An 11,658-nucleotide genomic window follows, 5' to 3' on the forward strand; every position below is an offset into this window, starting at 1 on the left:
ATTCTGCAGCCGCTTACCAGCGGTAATGAGCGAAGGCCTTGTTGGCTTCGGCCATCTTGTGGGTATCTTCCTTCTTCTTGACGGAAGCCCCGGTGCCGTTGGCCGCATCCATAATTTCCGCAGCCAGGCGCTGTTCCATGGTCTTTTCATGGCGCAGACGGCTGTAGTTAACCAGCCAGCGCAGACCCAGCGTCAGTCTTCTTTCAGAAGAAACTTCGATTGGTACCTGGTAGTTGGCACCGCCGACACGGCGAACTTTCAGTTCCAGCAGCGGCATGATGTTGGACAGAGCCTGTTCAAAAACTTCCATCGGCTGACGGCCTGTCTTCGCTTCGACGATATCGAAAGCGTTATACAGGATATCCTGAGCGACATTTTTCTTGCCGTCCAGCATCAGCTTGTTGATCAGGCGAGTGACCAGTTTCGAATTGTAAATTGGATCAACCAATACATCTCTCTTCGCAATATAACCTTTTCTTGGCATGTGTTATTCCCTCCTTATTTCTTAGCTTTCGGCTTCTTTGCCCCGTACAGAGAACGGCTCTGATTCCGGTTGGCAACGCCGGCGCAGTCCAGAGTTCCGCGGATGATGTGGTAACGGACACCTGGGAGGTCCTTAACACGGCCGCCGCGGATCAGAACAACACTGTGCTCCTGCAGGTTGTGACCGATTCCTGGGATATAAGCTGTAACTTCCATTCCGTTGCTGAGACGAACACGCGCGTATTTACGCAGAGCCGAGTTCGGCTTTTTCGGTGTCATGGTTCCGACACGGGTGCAGACGCCTCTCTTCTGTGGCGATGCAATGTTGGTGGCCTGACGCTGCAGGCTGTTGTAACCTCTGTTTAAAGCCGGGGACTTCGATTTCCAAACCTTGTTCTCACGGCCCTTGCGGACTAACTGATTAATCGTTGGCATGGTTTTTCTCCTTTCGATCTTTTCAAGCACACACTTCCAAGCGTGCCATTCCTTGGCATAAATATAAGTTTCCGCATAGGAAACCCTTATTCGTAGCTAAGCGAGGTTAATTCTAGCGGATAAACGAATAATTGTCAACGAGAAAAGAACAGACTTTTTCGTTTTTTTCCATTTCTTTTCAAATTCCCGGGCAATCCACCGTTACAGGCGTTGCATTTTGCCTTTTTCCGCAGGATTTCAGCTCTTTTGGTATACCCGGACTTCAACCTTTTATTCTTTCAACACCAACATTCTTTATCACTCTGTCCAGATTGTCAATTTCGCAGCATTCCTTATTTAAATGATCAATGCATCCCTGATACCTTAGACTTTAGCTTCAAAAAAGCGGCGGCTTCAGCCAGTCCTGCAGCTGCTGCTGAATACAGGAAGAAAACAGGCCGCAGCTAAAGGTATATACGAGAAACAAGTCTGAATTCAGTCCCTGTCCCAGTTGGAATTTTCCCTGCAGCGCTTCTTTCAGCTCTTGCAGAAGCGGAAGATACTCCGGATTATTTTGGACACGCAGCAGAATCGTTTCCAGGCGCTGCATGCAAAGTGTGAAACGATCGCTGAATTCCATCATTAAGCCCAGAATGGCGCTTTGATAGAATTCCAAATCAGGCCGCAGGATGAGCTCATATAATAAGATCCAGATGGATTGAAGATGCTCGTCATGGCTTAAAAGCCGGCACTGATTCAAAAGTTCTGTTTCAAACGGATCCAGAGATTCTCCCTGGGATAAACGAAGAAACAGTGCATATTGCGCTTCCGTCGACTGTTGAATTTCTTGAGCGCTGAGATGATAAATCAGCCGCTGCAAATATTTCAGATTCTCTTTGAAGTGCAGCTTGAGCTCAGAAGAAATCCGATCCCAGAGAAACTGCCGGTACGGGTCAACTTCAATATCCAAAAACGGTGCCAGCAATAAAATGGCAATCATGCGCGCATCCGAAACAACATCCATGGAATCAGCCAGCCGGATCTGCGGCAGCGTGTCAAAATGCTGACGCGGCAGTTTCAGCAGAAACTCCGGCGTGGCATTGCAGGGGATAGTTTCCAGCAGATAACGAATCACTTCCAGCTGAGCGGCCATTTCATTGATTTTCTGTTTTCTCTGATAAACGTGACGATGAAGAAAAAAATTCAGCGAGATCGGATACCGAAACGCTTCATGAATGACTTCAATGGGAAGATCCAACTGCCGCAGCCGCTGAATAATTTCCAGCGTTTTCAGATCAGATTCGTTTAAGTCATAGTAGCCATTTTCATTTTTAACCGGAGAGATCAGACCTTCCTGGATATAAAAATGTACCGCTTTGCGGCTTAACCCGGTTTTCTTGCAGACTTCATGAACACGCATCGAAATTCACCTCAGCCAAAGCATACCCTTACAGGACAGATTTTGCAAGATAATTTGTGAAATTAATAATTAAATGTTCAGAAAATCTTTTTTCCGGGGCTAAAAAACAGAAAAAAAGCAAAGAAAAAGCGGGGTTGACTGTCCTTGTGACGGATGTTGTATTCTGAAATCAAGAAGAAAGGCTCATTGCGCCGTAAGGTGCGGCATGAGCGAAGAGAGGAAAAAAGAGATGAAAATGAAACGGATCTTCTTACCCCTTCTGGCAGCGCTGCTGTTAGGCGGATGTACGGCAGCCCCTGCACCCCAGACAACAACCACCACGAATTTTGATGCAGAGGTCGATTATCTGATCGTCGGCGGAGGGGCCGCGGGCATTGCCAGCGCAGTCGAAGCGGCTGATCAGGGAATTGAAAAAATCATGATTGTTGAAAAGACCGGCATGCTTGGCGGTGCGGCCGTTTATTCCGGCGGCATCTTCGGCGGCGTTGAAACAGAAGTAACCAAAGCCCTGGCCCTGCATGTCGATATCGAAGCGGTCATTGCCGAACAGCAGCGTGAAAAACATTATATTCTGAACGACGAATTAACCCGTCTGACCATCGAAAGCGCAGGCAAAACGATCGACTGGATGATCGGCACCTTAGGCGTTCAGTTCCAGCCGGAAGTGATCGTCAAAGACGGATATGGAACGCTGCAGACGATTCATTTGGTCGAAGGGGAAGGTTCAGGTCTCAGAGAACCTTTTGAAAAAGCCATTGCGGATCGCTCCATCGAAGTCCGCAAGAATACCAAAGCAACCTCGCTCATCACTGAAAACGGCAAGGTGATCGGCGCTGAATGTGTGGATGAAAACGGAAAAACAATCCGGATCAAAGCCAAGGCAACGCTTTTAGCCACCGGCGGGTACAGCGCAAACGCTGAGCTGATGGCCAGCGCTGCTGAACCGAACCGTTATTTCCAGACTTCCAATCTGAGCTATCAAAGCGGCGACGGCCTGGTCATGGCTTCGGCCATCGGAGCCGGCGTCCAGAATCTGGATCAGATTCAGGTCTATCTGCGCGAAGTGGAAAACAGCACAAGTCAGTTCCCGTACATGTTTACGATTTTTGTCGGACAGGATGGCCGCCGCTTCATGGATGAGAAGAGAACGGCGCAGACCTGGAATCAGGAAATTAAAGATGATGTCGTTGAGCTTTATGGAAGAACCGGTGTGGATTATTTCTGGAGCCTTGCGGATGAAGCTTCTCTGCAGATGATGCAGATCGCAGATGCAGCCAAAGATCACGAAGGAATTGTGGTTGCGGATACTCTGGATGAGCTGGCCCAGAAGACCGGAATGGATGCGGAAGCGTTAAAAGCGACAGTAGACCGCTGGAATTCCTTTGCGGCTAAAATGGAAGATGAAGATTACAACCGGACAGCCCAGTTCTGGTTCCCGATTTCCACAGGCCCGTTCTATGCGTTAAAGACGACCTTCTTCTCCAGCGTTTGTCATGGCGGCATCACCAAAAACGCCAATGCCCAGGCAACACGCATTGACGGCAGCGTTATCGAAGGCTTATATGCCGCCGGTGAAGTTACCACCGTTACCAATTCCAATGGCTACACCATCTCCAACGCGATCACCTTTGGTCGGATCGCTGCTCAGCATGCGGCTTCACAGATCCAATCCGCAAACTAAGTTATAACCGATATAAAAGAATCGCACCCCTGCGATCACGCCGTTTCTGACTAATTGGAGACGGCGTTTTATTATGTCCGCAAACTTCCGGCAAGGACTCCAGTCTCACAAACTGTCAGAACTTTTTTCCAACAGAAAAGCGGCCTATAGCGCCGCCTGACTGGTTCCTGTATTTTTACTTTTGTTTCTGATCACTGCGTTCCAGAGCCTCGGTTAGAAAGATCCGCAGTTTGTCCATCGTGGCATCACTGACACAGTGTTCCATATGGCAGGCATCTTCCTCCGCTGTCTGTTCGTCGATCTCAAGCACTTCCATCAGAAATCGTTTAAACAAAACATGGCGGCTGTAGACTTTCTGGGCATAATGCCGGCCGGATTCGGTTAAGTGGATCGTACCGTAAACTTCCTGATGAATGTATCCGGCATCCTTCAAGACACCCATGGCCTTATTGACGCTGGGCTTGCTGACATGAAGCATGGCGGCGATATCGCTCATTCTGACGCTCGGGTTGCGCTGTTCCAGAATCAATATGCTTTCCAGATAATTTTCTGATGATTCATTCATTCTTTCCATAATGATCCTGCCCTCGCTTTCTGCAGTTTATTATAACAAATCCTTTGAACTTGGACAACTAAACCGCTTTCTTTCGCTGCAATTTTAAAGATCGGGCAAGAAACTCCACCGTTTGCCGCAGCCCCTCTTTTCGTGCCAGGCTGCGCGTTGAGCTGCTTTGTCTTTCATCAGGCTGTTCCTCGGTAAAATAAAGACCGGTTTCCGGGTCAAGACTGAGGCTGTCCAAAGGCCAGCCCGGATGACGGACAGGGTGAGCGCTCTCACACAGCCAGAATCCGCCGGCCCGAATCAGCTCAGGATCTGTCAGCTGAAACACCGCTTCCTGTCCTGTTTCATCGACAACCGCCCAGCCATCCAGATAAGCCGCCATCAGTCTTCCGCCATGGCGATGGGCAAGGCGCTGATAATGCGCCAGCATTTCATCATCACTCATCTCATGTACGCCGTCTTTCCGCCGAACATACAAACCTGGCTGATCGGGATCCTGAGGGTCAAGATCAAGAAACTGAAAGGCCGAATCCTGACCGATACAGGCCATGCGGGTCTGCGCAAAACCAACGCGTGCTTTTAACAGCGCATTGCCGCAGGGACTGTCCGCGGTTTCCTCCACGATCAGTGGAGCATTGAGCGTATGTATCCCAACAATCTGCACCGCATAGTCCGCCAGCCAGCGCCGCATTCCTTCAATTTTATTCACATTATGCGTTGCATAACAAATTGTTTTCATCCGATTTACTAACTCAACTTTCACTCATCCGAATTATCGAAACAGAAGGCGAACTTGATTGGATACAAATTTCGCATAATCATATTTATCTTCAGAATCGGTACACCATTTGATCAACAGACCGGTAAACGTTCCGATAATAACAGTATAGAATTCCTTTTCTTGATAATCCAATCGAAATGCCTGTTCCTGCTTTCCCCGACGGATCAGATGAAATAAAATTTTGACCATTGCCCGATCTTCAATCATCAGCTCAATCTGCGTCCGAATCTGGCCGATGTACGATTGCCGCGTCCATTCTTTTCCCTTTGAGCAGGCATAATCGAACATACACTGTATTAGACTTATCATCTGATCCAGCAACGGCTGATGGTCATCCAAGTTAAAATACTGTTCAAGATAGAGATCCATTTCCTGAAAAAAGGCTAGGATGACCAAATCTTCCTTAGCTTTGAAATAATAATAAAATGTCCCCTTGGACAGATGACTTGCTTCGCAGATATCATCCACCGTTACTGTATTATAACCATATTCGCTGAACAAACGCAGGGCTGTGGTATAAATTGTCGCTTTATTCTGCTGCGATTTTAATTGCTTTTCCGTTTTTTTAATCGCCATGTTGTCACCTTCGTTGTGTTCAATATATCATAAATTTCCCAGATCTAAAACTACTTTTAAAATTCAACCATGTTAATCTGTTGACAAACAATTGGCAAAATGTATAATTCAATTATAGACTGCAGTCTATAACAAAGAATATAAAAACAAACAGAGGAGAGAAAAAAATGAGAAAACTCAATGTTTTTCCTGCGGCCTTTTTACTCATCAGCAGCCTCTTGGCTGGTTGTTCTGCAAGCCCAGCCTCCGCTCAGCCACAGTCTGCATCGCCTTCTACCCAAGAATATCATGAAGAAGTCGTCATTGTCGGTGCCGGCGGAGCCGGACTCATTTCCGGAATTACAGCTCTGGAAGCTGGACAGGATGTTTTGATTATCGAAAAAATGAGTTTTGCCGGCGGAGCAACTTTATTAAGCGAAGGATATATTGCAGGAGGAGGAAGTACCTTTCAAAAAGAAAAAGGAATTGATGATGATCCGGAAACGATCTATCAGGACTTGATGAAAGGCGGAAAAGAAAAGAATCAGGAGGATCTGGCCCGGCTCTACGCTGAAAACATGGGCGCTGCTTTTAACTGGCTGACAGACGATCTGCACGTACCCTTTACCGAAGCTTCGCCTTTAAGCTATCCTGAACATACTCACGACCGAGTGATGGTTGTCGATGGAGGCGGAAGTCAATATGTTCAAATTTTAAAGACGAAATATGAGGAATTAGGCGGTCGGATTCTCTATGATACAAAAGCTCAGGAACTCTTGACAGACGCTGGAAAAGTCATCGGAATCCGAGCGGAAGACAAAGCCGGAGAAGAAATCCTTCTGTATGCTGATGCAGTTTTATTAGCGACAGGCGGATTCGGCGCCAGCCCAGATCTTCGTCCTGAAGGTCTGGAAGATGTCGTTTTCTACGGTGCGGTGTCCTCGACCGGAGATGGTATTAAAATGGCGGAAAAGATTGGCGCGCAAACACTTTTCATGGATACGATGAAAATTTATCCACAAGGCTTGTTAAACCCTCAGGAAAAAGAGCTGACAGACGAAGGGGCGTTGGTCAGAAACGGCATTTCCTGTGCTATCGGCTCCAAACAGACAACCAATACAACTGGTTCGATTTATGTTAATTTGGAAGGAAGCCGCTTCATCAATGAGAATACCGATTTTGTATCGATTAAGGAAGCTCAGCTGCTGCAGCCTGAGAAGAAAATGTTTCTCGTTATGGATCAGGCTGGATATGATGCCTGGTATGCTTATACTTCAACCGTGTTATCTACAGAACTGGCTGAAGACTGGTTTCAGCGCGAAGGACAGCCGATTTTTATCCGTGCGGAGTCATTGAGCAGTGCTGCTGAACAGGCAGGTATTGATCCTGTAAAGCTGACTGAGACAGTACAGCATTTCAATGAAATGGCAAAAAAAGGAAATGATTCAGACTTCGGCCGCGAACTGACCGGCGGAATTGAAGGCGATACCTACTATATTATCGAATTGAAGCTGCGGACAGCGACAACGCTGGGCGGTGTTAAAACTAATGATGCAATGCAGGTGCTTGATACACAGAACGAAGTCATTCCAGGATTGTATGCAGCAGGCGAGATTGTCGGTGGCGCTAACGGTGTTGAATCCATGCCTTCCTGCATGAATGCCTGGTCCTTGGTTTCAGCTCGAAAAGCAGCTTCAACCATCTTAGAAAACTTGAATCATTAGATTGACTGACTTATTCTTTAAAATACGGTTTATTTCAGACGTTTGAGATAAACCTTTTTCTATCTATGAAGAGTTCTGACCTTTTCCCCTATCAAAATTTTTCCATCTACGCCAAATAAAAAGGCGTGATTTTCATCTGCGCCTTATTTCAAACTTTCATTTTTCATTAATGTTTAGTCGGTCAGAAATTTGAACTACATCAGCAAGGAAACGACATGATAGACGACAAACGACACACAGTAGGCAACGCTGATCTGAAATCCAATCGACTTCAGCGTATATTTCCAGCTTCCCGCTTCGGAGTGAATCGCCGAAATCGCGGCAACACATGGAGCATAAAGCAGAACAAACGTCATGAAGGCAATTGCAGAAGCCGGGGTAAAGACCTGGGTCAGCACAGTTGCCAGCTGCGAAACATTACCGACGTTATACATGACTGCCATCGAGGACACTACGCTTTCCTTCGCGATCAGACCGGAGATCAAAGCGATCGCCGACTGCCAGTGACCAAAGCCCAGCGGAATAAACAGCGGGGCAATGAACCGGCCGATCATTCCCAGAATGCTCGCCGTCGGATCATCCACCATCTGCAGCGTAAAGCTGAAATTGGTCAGCACCCACAGCAGCACTGTCATGGAGAAGATGATCGTTCCTGCTTTGATCAAAAAGCCCTTGGCCTTCTGCCACATGTGGTTCATCGTAACCTGAAACGAAGGAATCCGATACGGCGGCAGTTCCAGAATGAAAGTGGATTCATTGTCTTTAAAAACCGTATGCCGCAATAAGAATCCGCAGCCAACCGCAACCAGAATCCCCAGTACGTACATGCTGAAGATCGCGATGCCGGAATGCGCGGGGAAGAAGATTCCGGCAAACAGCGCATAAACCGGAAGCTTGGCGCCGCAGGACATAAACGGAATCAAAAGAATCGTCATTTTGCGATCCTGTTCATGTTCCAAGACCCGTGAAGCCATGACTGCCGGCACGGTACAGCCAAAACCCATAAGCATCGGGATAAACGCCTTGCCGTTCAATCCGATTTTCCGCAGCATGCCATCCATCAGAAAGGCTGCCCGCGACATGTAGCCGCTGTCCTCCAAGACCGACAGAAATAAAAACAGAAGCATGATCTGGGGCATGAATGACAGGACGCTGCCAACCCCGCCGATGACGGTATTGACCAAATCCAATGCCCACGGCGCGACGGCCATCGATGCCAGCGCTGCCAGAAGATTTTCAGCCAGCACATCATTGATCAGCATTTCAACCCAGCCCTTTAACCCTTCGCCGATCGGCCCGAAGGTCACGATAAACATGCAGAACAAAATCAGGAAAAAGACCGGAATACCCAGGTATTTATGCGTCACGATCATGTCGATCCGATCCGACACCGATGTTTCACTTTCGCGTTTTTTAACACACTGCTTCATCATCATTTCGATCAGGGAATAGCGCATATCCGCGACTGCCATATCAATTTCCCGCTGGCCGCGCTGATCGCAGAACTGCTTTTGCAGCGCTTCAAGCTGACTGAGCTGCGCCTGGGACATCCGCAGATCCCGCACAATCGCTTCATCGTTTTCCAGCATTTTCATCGCATAGAACTTATCATGCACATGGTCGTGCTGACAGGCTTCGCGGATCACGCTGATCTGTTTTAAAATGGCTTCGGTTGATGAATCATACTCCAAAACGGAGCTGTGCGTATTGTGGACAAGTTCATGAATCAGCTCCGCCATGCCGCTGCCATTTTTCGCACTGATGGCAACCACCGGCGTATCCAAAAGTGCTGATAATTGTTTCAGATCCAAGGTGATGCCCTTGCCTTTCAGCTCATCCAGCATGTTGACTGCGATGACCATCGGAATGCCCAGCTCTTTCAGCTGCAGGCTTAAATACAAATTCCGCTCAATATTCGTTCCGTCGACAATGTTTAAAATCAAGTCGGGATGTTCTTCCATGATGAAATCCCGGGCGACAATTTCCTCCATACTGTAAACAGACATCGAATAAATCCCCGGCAGATCCACCAGCGTGATCTCATGTTCCTCGATCTGGAAGGAACCTTCCTTTTTTTCAATCGTTACGCCCGGCCAGTTGCCGACATGCTGCTTCGATCCGGTCAGCCGGTTGAACAGCGTCGTTTTTCCGGAGTTTGGATTTCCCGCCAGCGCCACTTTAAAGTTCATCGGTCAACCCTCCTGACTTCAATTGTTTTCGCTTCATCTTTGCGCAGCGATAACTCATAGCCGCGGCAGCGAATTTCAATTGGATCGCCCATCGGCGCTACTTTTCGAATAAACAGGACTGTGCCTGTAGTAATTCCCATATCAATCAGACGTTTGCGGATTGCGCGTTCCCCACTGACGCCGAGAACCTCCGCCTTTTCACCAACCTGACAATCAAATAAGGTCATGCCAACCCTTCTTTCTAATTCTACACAGTACAATTTTAGCATTGTACCCTGCCTTGTCAACGTATTTTGTTAAGATTGACTAACTTTATTAGAGAAAGGCAACTTTAGTTTTCAGGTTTCCTTAGAAGTATCGATCGAAAACAGAAAAAAGAACTCTCCGCGGCCAGCGTTAGAGAGTTCAGCTTTCGATCATCCATTTTTTTATTTTAGGGGAAATAGTTAGGAAATATAGAGGTTGGGATGATCATTCAGAGTCAACTGCGGATTCTTTATGATCAATAAAGAACCGGGACCGCAGCTTCCTTTGCAGGGTTTCGCAGAAAAGAGGAGAATCTGCGATTTAAGTTAGTATTATCTAACTTATGTTTACATGTTATCACAGTCTAACACCCATGTCAATAAGAATTCAAAAACACGTTAATCAGCACACAGCCAAAGGGTTTGATCCTGCCGCAAAAATTGTTCAATTTCAGCATGATAAAATGAATTCATCTGGCTGAGCCGTCCTTGTCCCTGAACAAGCGGATCAATCCAGCGCAGCTTGGCGGGAATCTGCAGCCATTCGGATGGGTTGTCTGGATTCGCATGCCGTCGCACATGAGCACATTGGCAATAAGCTTCCCAAGCTTTGGCCATCTGCGGATCCTTTTTCAGCTTGGCAATCACCTGCGCTTCGCTGCTCATCAGATCCTGCGGGACAAGAACCTTGAGCGCCAATGCCTGATGGATTAAATTCGCCAGTCTCTGCATGGCGTACCGATCCTCATCCGCCACATAAATCCACGAATTAATCAAAGCCAGCCGGACAAATTCCCTGGCCCGTTCAAAGGATTGAAAGACCAGCTCCGGCTGTCCGTGTTCGTCTGCAGCCACCACCAGATCCTCGAACAGCGCTTGTAATCGGGAAAGGGGATAAGCTTGAAACGCGATTGCATTCCCTAACGTATATTCCAGCCGATCGGCAGACAGCTGAGGAGAATCATTATCGGCAATCGGATATTGGTGATAATCCGCCACCTGATCTGTACGCAAGTTCCACTTTTTTAACAGAGATTGCAGCCGAGAGTCATTCTCAAGGATCTGCCGGGTTGACCCTTCCGTCGATTCCTGTCTGAGATGATCATGATTGAGAAAATCTATCACATGAGCAAAAACAGGCGTACTGATATCGTGGAACAAGCCGGCTGCACTCTGCGCCAAATCGTGCGTAAAATGCCAGATGATCAAGGCCACGCCAATACTGTGTTCATAGCGCGAATACGGCTTTGTCAGGTGCCGGTATATTGGAAACTGAGTGTATTCCAGACCGCAGTTCATTCCAATCCCTTTCAGCCGCTGCATCGACGGCGTTTGAGCGAATTCGCCAAGCCAATCGGGAATTGACTCGTTCAGGATGGGAAACAAAATTCCTTCGCGGGTCATAGAACAAGCTCCCTTTCATCTTCTCGCTTCAGCTTAAGAAAACCTTCCATCGGCTGTCCTTTCACCTTTGGAAGCTGCCGCGCATCCCCGCTCTCCGCCGCTTTTCTTCTATATTGCTCCACTCTTAATTTCATTCTGATTCCTCATTTTCTATCCTTTAGATTTTAGCAGGATCATCCGTCAAGTCAACAACAGAAACC

Annotated in this window: 12 protein-coding genes; 2 read left to right on the forward strand and 10 right to left on the reverse strand. The window is 47.5% G+C overall.

Going from position 1 to position 11,658, the window contains the following annotated elements; all coding sequences use genetic code 11:
- Positions 1-13 precede the first annotated feature (13 nt).
- The 3 genes from rpsG to MCG46_RS17865 form a co-directional block, all read right to left on the reverse strand.
- Entirely contained in the window at positions 14-484 is a 471-nt protein-coding gene (rpsG, locus tag MCG46_RS17855; protein WP_006058545.1) for a 30S ribosomal protein S7, read from the reverse strand.
- Between the two features lie 14 nt (positions 485-498).
- Positions 499-918 (reverse strand): 30S ribosomal protein S12, encoded by a 420-nt coding sequence (gene rpsL / locus MCG46_RS17860; RefSeq protein WP_040452285.1) that lies wholly within the window; start codon positions 916-918, stop codon positions 499-501.
- Between the two features lie 376 nt (positions 919-1,294).
- The gene (locus tag MCG46_RS17865) at positions 1,295-2,317 is read right to left on the reverse strand and encodes a MerR family transcriptional regulator (RefSeq protein ID WP_240281170.1); all 1,023 of its coding nucleotides are present in this window, start codon (positions 2,315-2,317) and stop codon (positions 1,295-1,297) included.
- 229 nt (positions 2,318-2,546) lie between these two features.
- Here MCG46_RS17865 and MCG46_RS17870 point away from each other — a divergent pair, with 229 nt between their 5' ends.
- Complete coding sequence (locus tag MCG46_RS17870; RefSeq protein WP_240281171.1) at positions 2,547-3,998, forward strand: FAD-dependent oxidoreductase; 1,452 nt, start codon at positions 2,547-2,549, stop codon at positions 3,996-3,998.
- Positions 3,999-4,173: 175 nt separating this feature from the next.
- Here the strand turns inward: MCG46_RS17870 and MCG46_RS17875 are convergent, their stop codons facing one another.
- From MCG46_RS17875 to MCG46_RS17885, 3 genes are read right to left on the reverse strand one after another with little or no spacing between them, the layout of a single operon-like run.
- Complete coding sequence (locus MCG46_RS17875) at positions 4,174-4,572, reverse strand: metal-dependent transcriptional regulator (protein ID WP_020226027.1); 399 nt, start codon at positions 4,570-4,572, stop codon at positions 4,174-4,176.
- A 58-nt stretch (positions 4,573-4,630) separates the two neighbouring features.
- Positions 4,631-5,299, reverse strand: coding sequence for a non-canonical purine NTP pyrophosphatase (locus MCG46_RS17880; RefSeq protein WP_240281172.1), 669 nt, complete (start codon positions 5,297-5,299; stop codon positions 4,631-4,633).
- A 33-nt stretch (positions 5,300-5,332) separates the two neighbouring features.
- Complete coding sequence (locus MCG46_RS17885) at positions 5,333-5,917, reverse strand: TetR/AcrR family transcriptional regulator (RefSeq protein ID WP_240281173.1); 585 nt, start codon at positions 5,915-5,917, stop codon at positions 5,333-5,335.
- Between the two features lie 167 nt (positions 5,918-6,084).
- Here MCG46_RS17885 and MCG46_RS17890 point away from each other — a divergent pair, with 167 nt between their 5' ends.
- Complete coding sequence (locus MCG46_RS17890) at positions 6,085-7,620, forward strand: FAD-dependent oxidoreductase (RefSeq protein ID WP_240281174.1); 1,536 nt, start codon at positions 6,085-6,087, stop codon at positions 7,618-7,620.
- A gap of 194 nt (positions 7,621-7,814) precedes the next feature.
- Here the strand turns inward: MCG46_RS17890 and feoB are convergent, their stop codons facing one another.
- The 4 genes from feoB to MCG46_RS17910 form a co-directional block, all read right to left on the reverse strand.
- Positions 7,815-9,809, reverse strand: a complete 1,995-nt coding sequence (gene feoB, locus MCG46_RS17895) for a ferrous iron transport protein B (RefSeq protein ID WP_240281175.1) — start codon at positions 9,807-9,809, stop codon at positions 7,815-7,817.
- Positions 9,806-10,036, reverse strand: a complete 231-nt coding sequence (locus MCG46_RS17900; protein WP_240281176.1) for a FeoA family protein — start codon at positions 10,034-10,036, stop codon at positions 9,806-9,808. The genes feoB and MCG46_RS17900 overlap by 4 nt, the downstream gene beginning before the upstream one ends.
- 417 nt (positions 10,037-10,453) lie before the next feature.
- A complete protein-coding gene (locus MCG46_RS17905) occupies positions 10,454-11,458 on the reverse strand; it encodes an HD domain-containing protein (RefSeq protein ID WP_240281177.1) in 1,005 nt (334 codons plus the stop codon).
- Positions 11,455-11,592 carry a hypothetical protein gene (locus MCG46_RS17910; protein WP_240281178.1) on the reverse strand — a complete coding sequence of 46 codons (138 nt, stop codon included), beginning with the start codon at positions 11,590-11,592 and terminating at the stop codon, positions 11,455-11,457. Before MCG46_RS17910 ends, MCG46_RS17905 begins: the two co-directional genes overlap by 4 nt.
- Between the last annotated feature and the right edge of the window lie 66 nt (positions 11,593-11,658).

It is taken from the genome of Holdemania massiliensis, from assembly GCF_022440805.1.
GTDB classification, from domain to species: domain Bacteria; phylum Bacillota_I; class Bacilli_A; order Erysipelotrichales; family Erysipelotrichaceae; genus Holdemania; species Holdemania massiliensis_A.